This is a genomic window from Streptomyces bathyalis (assembly GCF_015910445.1).
GTDB classification, from domain to species: Bacteria; Actinomycetota; Actinomycetes; order Streptomycetales; family Streptomycetaceae; genus Streptomyces; species Streptomyces bathyalis.
In genome coordinates this window covers 470206-486174 of record NZ_CP048882.1, presented here as the reverse complement: position 1 = coordinate 486174, position 15969 = coordinate 470206, and the positions used below count along the sequence as shown (strand labels likewise).

The 15969-nt window shown below is 69.0% G+C and carries 15 protein-coding genes; 10 read left to right on the top strand and 5 right to left on the bottom strand.

What is annotated here, in order from left to right; genetic code table 11:
• The first annotated feature begins 1 nt into the window (after nucleotide 1).
• The 9 genes from G4Z16_RS02190 to G4Z16_RS02150 all read left to right on the top strand — a co-directional run bounded on the left by G4Z16_RS02190 (nucleotide 2) and on the right by G4Z16_RS02150 (nucleotide 9274).
• Nucleotides 2-829 (top strand): MlaE family ABC transporter permease, encoded by an 828-nt coding sequence (locus G4Z16_RS02190; RefSeq protein WP_197348904.1) that lies wholly within the window; start codon nucleotides 2-4, stop codon nucleotides 827-829.
• A 3-nt stretch (nucleotides 830-832) separates the two neighbouring features.
• Complete coding sequence (locus G4Z16_RS02185; RefSeq protein ID WP_197348903.1) at nucleotides 833-2110, top strand: MCE family protein; 1278 nt, start codon at nucleotides 833-835, stop codon at nucleotides 2108-2110.
• On the top strand, nucleotides 2107-3135 hold the full coding sequence (locus tag G4Z16_RS02180; protein ID WP_197348902.1) for an MCE family protein: 1029 nt from the start codon (nucleotides 2107-2109) through the stop codon (nucleotides 3133-3135). Before G4Z16_RS02185 ends, G4Z16_RS02180 begins: the two co-directional genes overlap by 4 nt.
• On the top strand, nucleotides 3132-4139 hold the full coding sequence (locus tag G4Z16_RS02175; protein ID WP_197348901.1) for an MCE family protein: 1008 nt from the start codon (nucleotides 3132-3134) through the stop codon (nucleotides 4137-4139). The genes G4Z16_RS02180 and G4Z16_RS02175 overlap by 4 nt, the downstream gene beginning before the upstream one ends.
• Nucleotides 4136-5278 (top strand): MCE family protein, encoded by a 1143-nt coding sequence (locus tag G4Z16_RS02170; protein WP_197348900.1) that lies wholly within the window; start codon nucleotides 4136-4138, stop codon nucleotides 5276-5278. The genes G4Z16_RS02175 and G4Z16_RS02170 overlap by 4 nt, the downstream gene beginning before the upstream one ends.
• The gene (locus G4Z16_RS02165; protein WP_197348899.1) at nucleotides 5275-6651 is read left to right on the top strand and encodes an MCE family protein; all 1377 of its coding nucleotides are present in this window, start codon (nucleotides 5275-5277) and stop codon (nucleotides 6649-6651) included. The genes G4Z16_RS02170 and G4Z16_RS02165 overlap by 4 nt, the downstream gene beginning before the upstream one ends.
• Entirely contained in the window at nucleotides 6648-7925 is a 1278-nt protein-coding gene (locus G4Z16_RS02160) for an MCE family protein (protein ID WP_197348898.1), read from the top strand. Before G4Z16_RS02165 ends, G4Z16_RS02160 begins: the two co-directional genes overlap by 4 nt.
• A 59-nt stretch (nucleotides 7926-7984) precedes the next feature.
• Nucleotides 7985-8476: a hypothetical protein gene (locus G4Z16_RS02155; protein WP_197348897.1), complete on the top strand. Its 492-nt coding sequence runs from the start codon at nucleotides 7985-7987 to the stop codon at nucleotides 8474-8476.
• Nucleotides 8477-8743: 267 nt separating this feature from the next.
• Complete coding sequence (locus G4Z16_RS02150) at nucleotides 8744-9274, top strand: hypothetical protein (protein ID WP_343070618.1); 531 nt, start codon at nucleotides 8744-8746, stop codon at nucleotides 9272-9274.
• Between the two features lie 66 nt (nucleotides 9275-9340).
• On the opposite strand, the gene G4Z16_RS02145 is transcribed toward G4Z16_RS02150, so the two are convergent.
• The 3 genes from G4Z16_RS02145 to G4Z16_RS02135 form a co-directional block, all read right to left on the bottom strand.
• The gene (locus G4Z16_RS02145) at nucleotides 9341-10018 is read right to left on the bottom strand and encodes a DUF429 domain-containing protein (protein WP_197348896.1); all 678 of its coding nucleotides are present in this window, start codon (nucleotides 10016-10018) and stop codon (nucleotides 9341-9343) included.
• A gap of 97 nt (nucleotides 10019-10115) precedes the next feature.
• Nucleotides 10116-11786, bottom strand: coding sequence for an alkaline phosphatase D family protein (locus tag G4Z16_RS02140; RefSeq protein WP_425508040.1), 1671 nt, complete (start codon nucleotides 11784-11786; stop codon nucleotides 10116-10118).
• Nucleotides 11787-12126: 340 nt separating this feature from the next.
• Complete coding sequence (locus G4Z16_RS02135) at nucleotides 12127-12534, bottom strand: DUF5997 family protein (protein ID WP_197348894.1); 408 nt, start codon at nucleotides 12532-12534, stop codon at nucleotides 12127-12129.
• A gap of 58 nt (nucleotides 12535-12592) precedes the next feature.
• Between G4Z16_RS02135 and G4Z16_RS02130 the strand changes: the two genes are divergently transcribed.
• Entirely contained in the window at nucleotides 12593-13336 is a 744-nt protein-coding gene (locus G4Z16_RS02130; RefSeq protein ID WP_197348893.1) for a LysR family transcriptional regulator substrate-binding protein, read from the top strand.
• 41 nt (nucleotides 13337-13377) lie between these two features.
• On the opposite strand, the gene G4Z16_RS02125 is transcribed toward G4Z16_RS02130, so the two are convergent.
• Both G4Z16_RS02125 and G4Z16_RS02120 read right to left on the bottom strand, forming a co-directional pair.
• Nucleotides 13378-14499, bottom strand: a complete 1122-nt coding sequence (locus G4Z16_RS02125) for a M20 family metallopeptidase (protein WP_197348892.1) — start codon at nucleotides 14497-14499, stop codon at nucleotides 13378-13380.
• A complete protein-coding gene (locus G4Z16_RS02120; RefSeq protein WP_197348891.1) occupies nucleotides 14496-15809 on the bottom strand; it encodes an MFS transporter in 1314 nt (437 codons plus the stop codon). The genes G4Z16_RS02125 and G4Z16_RS02120 overlap by 4 nt, the downstream gene beginning before the upstream one ends.
• Nucleotides 15810-15969 lie beyond the last annotated feature (160 nt).

Genomic DNA, 15969 nt, shown 5'->3' with positions numbered 1-15969 from the left:
CATGACTCTGCCGGATCGTCTCATCAGGGGCCCGCTGGGCTCCCTGGAGGAGCTGGGCACCCAACTGTCGTTCTACGGACGCTCGATCGCCTGGACCGGCCGCACGCTGCGCCGCTACAAGAAGGAGGTGCTGCGCCTGCTCGCCGAGGTGAGCTTCGGCCGCGGAGCACTCGCGGTCGTCGGCGGCACCGTCGGTGTCATCGCCTTCCTCACCTTCTTCACCGGCACCGAGGTGGGCCTTCAGGGATACGCCGCGCTCAACCAGCTGGGCACCTCCAACTTCGTCGCCTTCCTGTCCGCCTACTTCAACACCCGCGAGATCGCCCCGCTCGTCTCCGGCCTCGCCCTGTCCGCCACGGTCGGCGCCGGCTTCACCGCCCAGCTCGGCGCGATGCGGATCAGCGAGGAGATCGACGCCCTTCAGGTGATGGGGATACCTTCGCTGCCCTTCCTGGTCACCACGCGGATGATCGCCGGGTTCGTCGCGGTGATCCCTCTCTACGTGATCGGGCTGCTCTCCTCCTACCTCGCCGCCCGGACCATCACCACCGGCTACTACGGGCAGTCGGCGGGCACTTACGACCACTACTTCCAGCAGTACCTGCCACCGGTCGACGTCCTCTGGTCGTTCGGCAAGGTCATCTGCTTCGCCGTCGTGATCATCCTGGTCCACTGCTACTACGGCTACTACGCGAAGGGCGGCCCAGCGGGCGTCGGCGTCGCGGTCGGCCGTGCGGTGCGTACGTCGATCGTCGCCATCAACATCCTCGACTTCTTCCTCAGCCTCGCCGTCTGGGGCGCCACCACGACCGTGAGGATCGCGGGGTAGCCCATGTCTGTCTCCACGAACCCGAAGAGCGGGCGGCTCGCCCCCAGCACCCGCCTGAGGCTGACCGGCCTCGTGTTCCTCGTCGTCCTCGGGCTGATGCTCGCGCTGACGGTCGCCGTCTACCGGCAGGTGTTCACCCCCGTCGTGCGGATCACGCTGGAGGCGGACACCGTCGGGAACCAGCTGGAGCCCTCCGCCGACGTCAAGCTGCGCGGGCTCATCGTCGGCCAGGTACGTGACGTGCGGGCCGACGGTGAGAAGGCGACGCTCGACATCGCACTCCAGCCGGAACGCACCGCGCTCATCCCCGCCGACGTCACCGCAAGGCTGCTGCCCAAGACGCTGTTCGGCGAGAAGTTCGTGGACCTCGTCGTCGCCGACGGGTCCTCGGCGCGCCCCATACGGGCCGGGGATGTGATCACCCAGGACCGCACCAGGGCCGGCATCGAGCTGCAGAAGCTGATGAACGACCTGCTGCCGCTGCTGCGTACGGTCCAGCCGGCGAAGCTGAACGCCACGCTGTCCGCGTTCTCCGTCGCGCTCGAGGGGCGGGGCGAGGCGATCGGCGCCAACCTCACGCGGCTGGAGCGCTATCTGCGCCGTATCAACCCGCACATGCCCGCACTGCACAAGGACATCTCCCGGCTTGCCGACGTCGCGGAGACATACGGTGACGCCGCTCCCGACCTGCTGCGGGTCCTGCGCAACTCCGTGACCACGAGCCGGACCGTGGTGCACAAGAAGGAGGCGCTGAAGTCGGTACTGACCGGAACCACCACCTTCGCCGACACCGGCGAGCGGTTCCTCGACGACAACGCCGACCGGCTCATCACGCTGAACGAGGTCTCCCGGCCGACCCTCGCCCTCCTTGCGCGCTACTCGCCCGAGTACCCCTGCCTGCTCGAAGGTCTGGCGAAGTCGGAGCCGCTCGCCGAGCGGATGTTCGCGGGCGGCAAGATGCACATCACTCTCGAGTTCACCCTGCCTCGCCCCGCGTACCGCCCCGGCGAGGAACCGCGGTATGCCGACCGCTCGGGCCCCCACTGCTTCGGTCTGCCCGACCCGCCCAAGCCCGCGCCGCCGCTCAAGCTGAACGACGGTACTGCCGGCTCCGGAGGCTCCCTCCCGTCCGGAAACGCGGTGTCGGGTACGCCCGCCGAGCAGCATCTCGTCAACTCACTGGTGGCTCCCGTCATGGGCGTCCCGGCTGACGAGGTGCCCGGGGTGGCGACCCTGCTCTTCGGGCCCATGGCCCGCGGAACGGCGGTGAGCGTCGCATGAGAGCGAGGGAGACGACCGCGCCGCTGGTCAAGTTCAGCATCTTCGCCGTGGTGACGGTGCTCGCGACCACGCTGCTCGCCGCCACCATCGTCAAGATCCGCTTCACCCCCACGGACACGTACACGGCCGTCTTCAGCGACGTCACGAGCCTGGAGGTGGGTGACGACATACGGGTGGCCGGGGTGCGGGTGGGCGAGGTCGAAGAGATCCGGATCAAGGACCGGACGCTCGCCGAGGTCACCTTCACCGCCTCACGGGACCGGCCGCTGCTGACCAGCACCGGCGCCGTCATCCGCTACCGCAGCCTGGTCGGGCAGCGCTACATCGCCCTCACCGAGGGCGCGGGCGACGGCTCACGGCTGCCGGCCGGCGGGCAGATCCCGCTCTCCCGCACGCAGCCCGCACTCGACCTGAACGCACTGCTCAACGGGTTCAAGCCGCTGTTCGCCGCGTTGTCCCCGAAGGACGTGAACCAGCTCGCAACGGAGATCATCAAGACGTTCCAGGGCGAGGGCGGCACGGTCAACAGCCTGCTCGCCCATACCGCTTCGCTGACCACGACCCTTGCCGACCGGGACAAGCTGATCGGCTCCGTCATCGGCAACCTCAACACCGTGCTCGGGTCCCTGGACAAGCGCAGCGCCCGCTTCTCCGGCCTCCTGACCCAGCTGCAGCGAGTGATCTCCGGTCTGTCCGCGGACCGCAAGTCGATCGGCGACTCGCTCGCAGGTATGAACGACCTGACGGGCGCCACAGCGGGACTGCTGAAGGACAGCCGCCCGGCGCTGAAGTCCGACATCGCCGGGCTGTCCGAGCTCTCCGGAACGCTCAACGACAATGAGAAGACCGTCGAGGGCGTTCTGAAGCGGCTGCCGCGCAAGCTCAACAAGCTGACCGGAACGGCCTCCTACGGCTCCTGGTTCAACTTCTACCTCTGTGACTTCGACGGCCGGGTCGTACTGCCGAAGACCGGCAAGATCCTCACCCCGGAGATGCACGTCGCCAAGGCGAGGTGCGGCCGGTGATCTCCTTCCGCGAGCGCAACCCCGTGGTGATCGGCGCCGCCGGACTCACCAGCATCGCCCTGCTGATGGCTGCGGCCTTCAACGCCCAGGACCTTCCGCTGATCGGCGGCGGCGACGAGTACTCCGCGGCGTTCTCCGAGGCCGGCGGCCTCAAGTCCGGCGACGAGGTCCGCATCGCCGGGGTGAAGGTCGGCAAGGTCGACGACGTCGGGCTGGCCGGCGACCACGTCAAGGTGACCTTCCGGGTCAAGGGCGATCCGCGCTTCGGCACCCGGTCGGCAGCCTCGATCCGGGTCAAGACGATCCTCGGTGCCAAGTACCTCGCCCTGGAGCCCGAAGGGCCGGGCCAGTTGGAGGCCGGCAGCGAGATCCCGCTGAAGCGGACGGTCGCCGCCTACGACGTGGTGCAGGCGTTCAGCGACCTCACCACGACCTCGGAGAAGGTCGACACGAAGCGGCTGGCCAGAGCGATGGACACCGTTTCGAGGACGTTCAAGGACTCCCCGGCCGAGGTCAAGGCGTCGATCAACGGCCTGTCCCTGCTCTCCAGGACCGTCGCGAAGCGCGATCAGGAACTGCGGCAGTTGCTCAGCCATGCCAACGGGGTGACCGGCGTGCTCTCCGATCGGTCGAGCACTCTGATCAAGCTGATCAAGGACGGCGACCAGCTGTTCAAGGAGATCAACAACCGGCGGGTCGTCATCCGGTCGCTGCTGAGGAACGCCGCGGCGCTCGGCGTTCAGCTCTCCGGCCTGGTCGACGACAACCGCAAGCAGATCGGACCGGCGCTCAAGCGACTCAACAAGGTGGTCGACCTCCTGGAGCGCAACGAGGGGAGCCTCAACCGCAGCGTCGAACTCCTCGCCCCGTTCTCCCGGGTCTTCACCAACACCCTCGGCAACGGCCGGTGGTTCGACAGCTACATCCAGAACCTCGTCGCCCCCGTGCCCGTGGTCCCCCGAGCCTCGCGGTCCGCGAAGACATCTTCGGAGGTGGCCCGATGATCAGGCGACACGCCCGCTGGGTGGCGCTCGGTCTCGCGCTGGTGCTCGTGGCCGGCCTCGCCGTCCTGCTCTGGCCGAGGTCCCGGCCTGTTCAGGTCACCGCGTACTTCCCCCGCAGCGTCGGCGTCTACCCCGGATCGGACGTACGCGTGCTGGGCGTCAGGATCGGCGAGGTCAAGAAGGTCGACCCGCAGGGCCGGCGGGTCCGTGTGCAGCTGGAGTACGAAGCTGACCGCAAGGTCCCCGCCGATGCCAGGGCCGCGATCGTCAACTCCTCGGTGGTCAGCGACCGTTACCTCCAGCTGCTCCCCGTCTACCGCGAGGGTCCGACGATGCAGAGCGGCGCCGTCATCCCGCAGAGCCGGACGGCGGCCCCCGTCGAGCTGGACCGGATCTTCGACAGCCTCCACACGACCTCCGAGTCGCTCGGCCCCCGCGGGGCGAACAAGGACGGCTCGCTGTCCAGGCTGCTCGGCGTCAGCGCGGACAACCTGGACGGCCAGGGAAGGAAGCTGCACACCACCGTCAAGGACCTGTCCAAGGCGGTCACGACCCTCTCCGACGGCAGGCGCGATCTGTTCGGGACGGTACGGAACCTGCAGGTGTTCACGGCCGCGCTCGCCGCCGACGACGACAACGTGAGGTCGTTCAACGACAGCCTGGCAAAGGTCGCGAAGCAGCTCGCGGGAGAACGCAAGGACCTCGCGGCGGCGACGAAGCATCTTTCCATCGCGCTCACCGACGTGTCCGGCTTCGTCCACGAGAACGAGAAGTCCCTCACCTCCAATGTGAAGGGCCTCAGCAGGACCACCCGCGTCCTGGTCAAACAGCGTGCCGCACTGGAGGAGTTGCTCGATGTGGCACCGGCAGGCCTGGGGAACCTGCAGAACGCCTACAACCCGAGATCCGGCACGCTGGACACCCGTAACAACGCCGAACAGCTCCAGGACCCCGCGTCCGTGCTGTGCTCCGTGCTCAGGACGGCCGACGAGAAGACCGACTGCGACAAGCTGCGGAAAGCCTTCAAGTCACTGCCCGAACTGCCGGATGCGAATGCGCTCACCGGAGCGGCGGAACCTGCCGGCGGAGCGCCGTCGATGGACCGGACCCTCGGCGGAATACTGGGGGCGCGGGCATGAACTCCTCCTGCAACGCCTCCTCCCGACGCAGCAGAACCGGGGCGCTCCGCGCTCCGCTGGTCCTGTGGGCAGCCGTCGCATCGGTGCTGCTGTCCGGCTGTGAATTCGGCGGGCTGCAGGACGTCCAACTGCCGGGCGGTGCCGCGTCGGACGGCAACGCCTACCACGTCACGGTCGAGTTCGACGATGTCCTCGACCTGGTGCCGCAGTCGGCCGTGAAGGTCAACAACGTCACCGTGGGGGCCGTCGAGAAGGTGGAACTGCACGGCTGGCGCGCCCGGGTGCGGCTGCGCGTCGCCGACTCTGCGAAGCTGCCGGCCAACGCCGTCGCCGACCTTCGCCAGACGAGCATCCTGGGCGAGAAGTACGTCTCGCTCGCCGAGCCGGCGGACGTCCGCCCGGCGGGGAGGCTCGCTGACGGCGACAGGATTCCGCTGTCCCGCAGCAACCGCAACGCGGAGATCGAAGAGGTGCTCTCCGCGTTGTCGGCCCTGCTCAACGGCGGCGGAGTGGCTCAACTCCACACGATCACCGAGGAGCTCAACCACACGCTCGAAGGCCGCGAGCCCCGGGTCAAGGCGCTGCTGTCCCGACTGGACAGCTTCATAGGCGGCCTCGACAAGCAGCGCTCCGAGATCGTCCGGGCGATGAAGGGGATCGACCGGCTCAGCGCGAGGCTCGCCAAGCAGCGCAAGGACGTCGAGGACGCGGTCGACACGATGCCGCCCGCCCTGAAGGTCCTTGCCGACCAGCGCCGCAATCTCACAGCGATGCTGAAGTCGCTGTCGAAGCTCGGCAAGGTCGGCAGCAGGGTCATCAAGGCATCGAGGGCCGACGTCGTCGCCAACCTCAAGCACCTCAGGCCGATTCTCGGCCGGCTGAACGAGGCCGGTGACGACCTGCCCGACGCGCTGGAACTGATGACCACTTACCCCTTCCCGCGCAACGTCGTCGATGCCATCAAGGGCGACTACGTCAATCTGAAGGTCACCGCGGATCTGGACCCGGGCAGCCTCTACCGCAACGTCGCCCCAGGCCCCGAAGCGCCCGGGAAGCCCGGCCCGAGCCTTCCCGATGTCCCCGACATCCCCGGGGTGCCGGACCTCGAAGTGCCGGGCGCGCCCGATCTCCCGGACCCGGGGGAGCCGTGCGTACCGGGCCTCAACTGCGCTGAGGAACCGGAAGAAGGCGGCTCGTCCGGAGGATCGGGAGGGTCTGGAGGGTCCGGCGGCGGTGGCGCACTCTGCCCGCCCCTGTGCACCAGCAACTACGCCTCGCACGTCGGCGAAAGCAGCGGCAGCGGCGGCGCGGCCCCGCGCCACGGCGTCGACTTCGCTCTCGCCGAACTCATGACGAGGGGAGTGCAGCCGTGATCGCCCGGTCGGTCAAGGTTCAGCTGATGGCCTTCGGTGTCGTCACCGCGGTCGGTGTGTCGTACGTCGCCGTCCAGTACACCGGTCTGGCGGACCGCATCCTGGACCGCGGATACACCGTGCAGGCCCAATTCACCGACTCCGGCGGCATCTTCTCCGGTGCCGAGGTGACGTACCGGGGCGTGCCGGTGGGGCGAGTCGGCGACCTGCGACTCACCAGGGGCGGTGTTTCGGCGGCGCTGGACATCAAGGAAGGCGGACACATCCCGTCCGACACGCTGGCCGTCGTGGCGACACGCTCGGCGGTCGGAGAGCAGTACGTGGACCTGCAGCCCCGGACGGGGAGCGGCCCCTACCTGCGGGACGGCAGCACGATCGCGCGCCGCGACACCCGCACCCCGCTGCCGACGACGAAGCTCATATCCAGCCTCGACCGGCTGGTCGGTTCCGTCGGCAAGAAGGACCTGAAGACGACCGTCGACGAACTGGGCGACGCGTTCTCCGGCACCGGCCCGCAGCTGACGCGGCTCGTCGACTCGGGCAACGCCCTGGTGAATTCGGCGAGCGAATCACTTCCGCAGACCATCTCCTTGATCGAGGACTCCCGGAAGGTCCTCAAGACGCAGGCGGACAAGGGCTCGGCGATCAAGTCGTTCTCCCGGGACCTGTCGGTACTCACCGGACAGCTCAAGAAGAGCGACGGCGACATCCGCCGGCTCATCGACGGCGGGGCTTCCGCCGCACCCGAGCTGGACGGGCTGCTGAAGGCCAATCGCTCCGCTGTGCCTCTCCTGTTGGGGAACCTCATCAGCGGGGGCCAGATCACCGAGGCCCGCCTTCCCGGTGTGGAACAGGCGCTGGTCACCTTCCCCGCGGCCGTCGCCGGGAGTTTCACCGTGCTGCCGGGAGACGGCACCGCCCACTTCGGCCTGGTGGTCAACGCCGATGATCCGCCGCCGTGCCGCCAGGGCTACGACACCCAGCGGCGTGCTCCCGAGGACACCCGCGAGCGGGAGGCGAACACCAAGGCCCGCTGCACGGCCCCGCGTGGCGGCAAGACCTCGGTCCGGGGCGCGCAGAACGCTCCCCGGGGGGAGCGGACCGCGGCACCGGGTGGTGCCGGCGAAGCCGCGTACCTCTCTCCCTACGACCCGGCCACCGGCATCGCCGGCGGCCCTGGCGGAACGCCCGTCGAGATCGGCTCGACGGGCGGCGAACAGACCGTGTTCGGAAAGGAGTCGTGGCGATGGCTGCTCGTCGGACCCATGGCATGACCGTTCTGTCCCGGGCCCTCGCCCGGGTTGCCGGCGCGTCGCGTCGTCTCTGGCGAGCGGTGAGCTCACCGACCCACGGCAGGGCACTCACCGGGGGACTCGCCGTCGCGGTCGTCCTGTTGCTGGCCTCTTCCGGCTACCTCGCCGTCCAGACCTACCAGCGAGGTCAGGAGGAGCAGCGCCGCCAGGACATCCTGGCCTCGGCCCGGCAGACCGCGCTCAATTTCACGTCCCTCGACTACCGGCACTACGACCGGGACAGCGAGAACGTGCTGAAGGGCGCCACCGGCGAATTCAAACGTCAATTCAGAGCGCAGACGAAGGAATTGACGAAACTGGTCGCCGCCAACCAGTCGGTCTCCCAGGGACGGGTGATCGAGGCGGGGATCGCCAGGGCCGGCAAGCGGTCCGCCCGGGTGCTGATCGTGGCCGACAGCAAGGTGACCAACACCGCTGTCAAGCAGGGCCAGGCCCGCAACTACCGGCTGCAGCTCGACCTCGTGCTCGAGGACGGGCGATGGAAGACCTCCGATGTCGAATTCGTCGGCTGATCTCCGCACATCCGAGTGCGCTCGGCATGCGACCCGCAACGCAAGTCAGGGAGAGTGATGGTGGTGAATCCGACGGTTCGGACACGTGAGAGCACAGGCACCGCGTCCCGGCCGCGCTCCGTGGCGGTGGCCGCCCGCGCCGCGGCCAAACGAGCCGAGAAGGCGCAAGGGGCGGATGCGGCTGGACCCCGGAAGGCCGGGGGATCCGGGCTCGACGAGGAGAAGACGCCGACGAGGCCGGAGCGGAAGCGTGCCGGCGAGGAGCCGGTGGCACCCACTGTGGCGCGGCGGCCGAAGCGGTCCCGAGTCGTCGGTGCGGTGCTCTCGTTCCTCGTCCTGGTGGGCCTGGTCGCCACCGCATTGCTGGTGCCCGAGTACTACGGCGCGGAACGGACCCGGCAGGCGCGAACCGATGCCTTGGCCGCGGCTCAGAGGTCGGCACCGGTGATCCTCTCGTACGACTACCGGCGCCTGGACCGGGACTTCGCGGCCGCGAGCGCCCGTCTCACGGGTTCGTTCCGCGAGAAGTACCGGAAGACGACCTCGACGGTCGTCATGCCAACGGCGAAGAAATACCGGGCAGTTGTCAAAGCGACGGTGGCGAAGCCCCCGTCGGGCAAGGCTCCGGCGGCATCAGTGGTCTCCGCATCGCCGGACCGGGTCGTCGTCCTGCTGTTCATGAACCAGGTCTCCAACAGCACCCGGGTCTCGGGTCCGCGGCTCGACCTCAACCGGGTGCGGATGACCCTCGTCCGGGTGCCGGACGGCTGGAAAGTGAGTGCCGTCGACGCGCTGTAGCAGGTGGCTCCCGCCGAGACGTCGCTCGTCCGGCGCTGAGACCTCAGGATCGCGGAACTCCTGTGGTCAGTACCGGATCGCGATCTGACGCCTGCGATGGTCGAGTTGAGGCGGGTCCGGCAGAGCGATCGCCCGTCCCTGGGCGATGCGGTGCGCGCTCCACGCCGCGGCCGCCGCATCCAGGACGTCGTCGGGTGATGCTTGACCGGCCTCGCCCAGGTCGTCGGGAAGGACGACACCGCCGGTCCGGAGCAGGGCACGCCGTTGCATCTGGCCGGCCCAGCTTGTCTTCCGGTGGGGGAGCGGTGTCTTCCCGTTCAGTGCCCAGAAGGACACCTCGGGATGGACCTCGAACATGCGGTCCTCTTCGCCCTCCAGGCATTCGCCGGCTTCGTCGAGCTTGGCGGCGAGTCCCCAGGTCTGCCGGCTCAGCCCGGTATTCGTGAGTTCCCGGCACCGCAGACCGGCGGTCTCGTAGTCCGCCTCCAGCCACACTCTTCGCGGAGGCACCCGGAAGACGGAGTTCCTGCGGGGCCCCAGGACGGCCTTCGCCTTCTCGTCCGCCTGCCGCCACCCCTCCTCTACGAGTCCGAGGGGCATGTCCACCGCGACAACGTCCGCCTGAGGCGTGGCATCCAGCAGGGTGCGCAGGCCGTGGCTGAACCGCGCACCGGCAAAGGCGCCGTCGGTGAGTTCGACGGCGACCCACCCCTTCTTGCACGCATCCACCCCGAGAACGACCATGCGCCCAGTATCGAGCCATCGGTCTGCCTGTCCCGGACGAATTCGCCGGTGTATCAACTGTGCACGCAGGGCCAACGTGATCCCGGCCGGCCGGTCTCTATGTGGGCACGGGTGTGTCCGCCTGTTCCAGCCGCTGCGTGCCGGACAGCGTGCGGTATGAGCGGCGGACCTCGGCGGTGGCGTCGCGGTCCGTCTTGTCGGAGAGGACGAAGTAGTCCATCTGGACGCGCTGTGCGTCGACGTCGAGAACTCCGTACCCGTGGGAGTCCGTGTCGAGCCACCGCACATGCGGGTTGGTCCGTCGGATCGCGGTCGTCGCCTCGGAGGACACCTCGACGGAGGGGACTTGCGAGACGTCGTCGAGGTTCGGGGAAGTGACGGACGCGACGACGAATTCTGTCGCCACCGGCGCCGCCCCCGCGGACAAGGCCGCCGGCACCGGCACGTTGTTGGCGAAGGCCATATGGATGTCGCCGGCGAGGAACACCGTGTTGGCGATCCGGTTGTCGCGAAGGTGGGTCAGCAACTCCCGGCGGTCGTCCGTGTAGCCGTCCCACTGGTCGAGAGTGAATGCCGGGCCCAGCAGCCTTGCCAGGGACCTGCGCGTATCGGTGGGCACCGCGTCGAAGACGAACGGCGCGATCATGACCGAGGTGCCGACCATCCGCCACCGGGCCGAGGACGTGGACAATCCCGCCTTCAGCCAGTCCAGTTGCGCGCGACCCGTGATGGTGCGGTCAGGGTCCTCGCGGACCCGGCGGCCAAAGGTGCGAGGCGGCTGATGGTCGCGGAAGGAACGCAGGTCGAGCAGGTGCAGGTCGGCGAGCCGGCCGAACCGGAAGCGGCGGTACGTGGTGCCTTCGGTGGAGGGGCGCACCGGCATCCACTCGAAGTACGCCTGCTTCGCGGCCCGTACGCGTTCCGCCCAGCCTCCTTCGTCCGTTGACGTGTGGCTCTCGGCGCCTCCGGACCAGGCGTTGTTGGCGAACTCGTGGTCGTCCCACATGGCGACCACGGGGTGCGCGGCGTGTATGGCCTGAAGATCGGGGTCGAGCTTGTAGTGGGCGTGCCGGACGCGGTAGTCGGCGAGCGTGACGGTCTCGTGCTCGGGCTGGACCTTGCGGACGATCTTCCCCTCCACCGGGTACTCGCCCGAGGCGCACTCGTAGATGTAGTCGCCTAGATGAAGGACCGCGTGCAAGTCGGTACGGGCGGCCAGATGCCGGTAGGCGGCGAAGTATCCGGCCTCGTAGTGCGAGCACGAGACCACGCCGAAACGGAGGTTGCCGACCTCGGCGTTCTTGGCGCTGGCCGTACGCGTGCGGCCGGCGGGGGAGCGCACCGGGCCGGCGCTGAAGCGGAACCAGTAGGTGGTGTCGGGGCGCAGCCCGCGTACGTCGGCCTTGACGGTGTGGTCGGCGGCGGCATGGGCCCTTGCCCTGCCCCGTGCGACGACGGTGGTGAAGTCCTCGTCGTCCGCGACTTCCCAGGTCACCTCGACCGGGGCTCCCTTGCCGGAACCGGGTACCGCCTCCCGGGAGGGAGTCACTCGGGTCCACAGGAGGACGCCTTCGGGAAGGGGGTCACCGGAGGCGACACCGTGCAGGAAGGCGGGGCCTTCGGCTGATTGTGCGCTGAGCAGGCCGCTGCTGAGCGGCAGCAGAACCGCGGATGCGGCGGTCCCCACAGCGACGGTGCGGCGCCCGAGGTTGCGAGGGGGTCTGCTGTCGGAAACGGGGTCCCAGGGGGTGGCCGGGCCATTGGTCACGGCACTGGACATTACGCTCGTGCAGCCGCGAATCCGCCGCAATCCGACACCGATTTGCCCGCACGGAAAGACCCGGATTCCCCGAATTCCCATACGGTCGATCGGACGCACCCCGCGACCGGCTGGGTTCTTTTCAGTTCCCCCGGACGGGCCAGGGTCCCGTTATTCGACCCTGCCGAGTGGCGTGCCGAATCCGACGGAAAGTCATTCGGAAATGTGCGATCCATTCGCCGGGTCGTGGTTGCGATGGCTCAGGCGGCGATGGTCACGTGCCCTGGGCGATCCATGAACTCCTCGCGGCTGCGACCCGTTGCGTTCTTCAGGACAAGGGGCACAGCGGTCAGCGGTCGCGTCCGCCTCGTTCCGCCTGCTGCTTCGCCCTGTTCTTCTCCTTGATGCGCGCCCCTTCCTTCCGGACCTCGGCCTGGGTGGCGCGCTCCTGCGACAGCCACTCGGGGAGTTCCTTCTTCAGCGCGTCGATCTGCTCGGTGGTGAGGGGCTCGGTGATCCCGCCACGCGCGAGACCGGAGATGGAGACGCCCAGCTTCGCCGCTACGACGGGGCGGGGGTGCGGCCCGTTGCGCCGAAGTTCCACCAGCCACTCCGGCGGATCGGATTGCAGCGCGTCGAGCTCGCTGCGCGAGACGACACCCTCCTGGAATTCGGGGGGTGTGGCCTCGAGGTACACACCCAGTTTCTTCGCCGCGGTCGCGGGCTTCATGGTCTGGGTGTTCTGGCGGGACGTCATGATGTCCAGGGTATCGAGTGCGTGTCGAGCCTCGGACCACGGCCGGTATTCTGACGGCGTGACCAGCTCTGACGCACCCGCTTCGTTCCGGGTCGCGTATGTACCGGGCGTGACGCCGGCCAAGTGGGTGCGGATCTGGAACGAGCGGCTGCCCGACGTTCCACTGACCCTGGTCCCGGTGAGCGCCGCCGAAGCGTCGGGCGTGCTGCGGGACGGCGGCGCCGACGCGGGCTTCGTGCGGCTGCCGGTCGACCGTACGTACTTCAGCGCGATCCCCCTCTACACCGAGACGACCGTGGTCGTGGTTCCCAAGGATCACGACGTGACGGTGGTCGATGAGGTGACGATCGAGGATCTGGCCGACGACATCGTGCTGCATCCCCTTGACGACACCCTCGAGTGGGAGGGTCTGCCGGGCCGGCCGGCGAACGAGCGGCCCGCCACGACGGCGGACGCTGTCGAACTGGTGGCGGCGGGAGTGGGCCTGCTCGTCGTCCCGCAGTCGCTCGCCCGCTTGTATCACCGCCGGGACCTCACGTACCGGCCGCTCACGGACGCCCCGCAGTCACGTGTCGCACTGTCGTGGCCGGAGGAGATGACCACCGACATGGTGGAGGACTTCATCGGGATCGTGCGGGGGCGGACCGTCAACAGCACGCGGGGCCGCGCAGCCACCCCGGTGCAGCCCAAGCGCGCCGACGCGGGCGGAGCACGGGGCAGGTCCACGGGAAGGAACCCACGCCGCCAGGGAACCGGAGGCCCTCGGGGCGGCAAGCGCCGCGGGCCTCGTCGCCGGTCGTAGCCTCGGCGCCGCGCGCCTGGATCTTGTAGCCGGGCGTGCGGTCAGCCGGCGCGGCACCACAGGTCGAACAGCCGGCGGTAGACCTCCACGGAGGCCTCGGTCCTGGACGCCGAGCACCACTCGTCGACAACGTGGCACTGGTCGGGCTCGCCCGGCCCGAGTACGACGGTAGGTACCGGGGGACCGTCCTCGGACGGTGACAGCAGCCGCGCCAGCACCGAGGCGTCCGTGAAGTACCGGGCGGGGGACTGGGGTTCACCATCCTCGCCGGAGGCGACCAGAGCCTCGCGCACGAGACCCACGAACGGATCGTCCACGTCCGTGTCGACGACGGGCAGCACCACGTGGTCCTCGACCTCGACGCCGTCACCGCCCAGCGCCGCGACGACGGAGCGCACGTCGTCTCCTTCCACGCCCGGGACGGTGCGGACGTCGAGCAGCATCTCCGCGAAGTCGGGCACGACGTTGGGCTGGACGCCGCCGCGCAGCAGCCCCACGTTCGCAGTCACCGGGCCGAACGTCGCATGGGACGGCCAGGCATCGTGGTCGTGCAGCGCGCCGGCGGCACGGGCCAGCCGCACGACCGCGTTGTCGCCGAGATGGGGCGCGGACCCGTGTGCGGCGCGGCCCGTGGCGGTCAGACGCATCCAGTGCGCGCCCTTGTGACCGAGGGTGAGGCGGTTGGCCGTCGGCTCGGCCACGAGCAGCGGACCCCCGGGCGCGAGCGACGACCGCCGGAGACCGAGGGCCCCGGTGCAGCCGGTCTCCTCTCCCGCTGTCAGAACCAGCTGCAGGCCGTGGCACTGGTGCGGCTGCGCGGCGTGGTCGACGGCCGCGACGACGGCGGCGGCCACCCCCGCCTTCATGTCGCTGGTGCCGCGCCCCACCACGCGGTCCCCGTCCCGTTCCGCGGCCCACGGGTCGACGGTCCACTGCGCGGGGTCGGCCGGCACCGTGTCGAGGTGCCCGGTCACCGTGAGCGGGGCGGAGCCCGAGCCCGTGCGGGCGACGAGTTGCTCGCGCCCCTCCTCCCAACCGGGCGTTGACACCTCGAAGCCGTTGTCGCGCAACGAGTCGGCGCACAGCGCTGCCAGTACCCCCTCGCCGGAGGCCACCGTCCGCCGCCGCACCAGCTCGGTGAGGAGGTCGAGGACGGCCGTCACTTGAGCTCCTCGTGTGCGGTCTCGCGCAGCGTGAAGATCGTCAGGAACGCGATGACCGCGCCGACGGTGACGTAGACGAAGAACAGGTCGGGGTGGCCTGCGTTGGCCATGGAGGTGATCACCAGTGGCGCCGTTCCGCCGAATATCGCGACCGTGATGTTGTACCAGGCGCCGATTCCCACGCCGCGCAGTTCGGTCGGGAACAGCTCGCTCATGATGGCCGGCGCGATGGAGGACATCAGCGCGTACAGGCCGAGGCCCGTGCAGAAGACCACCAGCAGTTGCGGCAGACCGGCCCCGGGGGTGATGAGCTTGGACAGCGGGATCATGAGGCAGGCGAGCGCCGCGGACCAGAACAGCAGCTGCGGCCTGCGTCCGAACCGGTCGGACAGCTTTCCGGCCGGATACTGCAGCGCGATGAAGAGCGCCGTTCCGACCGAGAGCGCGATGAACACGTCGTTGTCGTCGGCCTTCTGGGACTCCACGGCATACGGAGTGAGCGCGCTGAAGAACACGTAGTAGTTGAGCGTGTTCAGCAGCGTGATGCCGACGAGCTGCCCCACCGCCTTGGGATGCTGCGTGATCGTGGTGAGCAGGGGCCGCTTCGTGCGCACGGCCTTGTTCTTGTTCTGCTCGAACTGTTCCGTCTCCGAGATGGTGCGCCGCAAGTACAGGCCGGCGACGGCGAGAAGGCCGCCCACGATGAACGGGATGCGCCATCCGTATTCGCGCAGCTGGTCGTCGCTGAGCACGGACGAGAGGAAGGCACCCAGCAGCGAGGCGAGCAGCAGCGCCGAGCCGGTCGAGATGTAGAAGAAGGACGAGTACCGGCCGCGGCGGCCCCGCGGGGCGATCTCGGCGAGGTACGCGGAGGCGTTCGAGACCTCACCGCCGAGCGACATGCCCTGGGATATGCGGGCCAGCAGGAGCAGGATCGGAGCCAGCCAGCCGACCTGCTCGTACGTGGGCAGCAGTCCGATCGCCAGCGAGCCCCCGGCCATCATCACGATGGTCAGGATCATGGCTGCCTTGCGGCCGCGGACGTCGGCCAGGCGTCCCAGCAGCCACCCGCCGACCGGGCGGAAGAAGAAGGCAACGGCGTAGGTCGCCGTCGTGTTCACCAGAGCGAGCTCGGGGTTGTCGGAGGGGAAGAACTGCGTCGCGAAGTAGATGAGGAATGTCGCATAAATGGTCCAGTCGTACCACTCGATGGCATTGCCGATGCTGGCCGCGACGAGAGTCCTGACCGGCAGCTTGTGAGGGGCCGAGTCGGCGGTGGTCGCCGCCGCATCCTGCCTGTTGTCGCTCATTGGCGCTCCGTATGTGTGAGAGCCCCCGATAGATTGGTCGAATGGCTGGGCCAAAGTAGCAGCGTCGGCACGTCCCGACCAGGGTGGAATCCCACTGGTGTTCGTCCATCACCACATCCATCGGGAGCGAGCCCTCAAGGGGCGTGGACGGCCCGGGCCT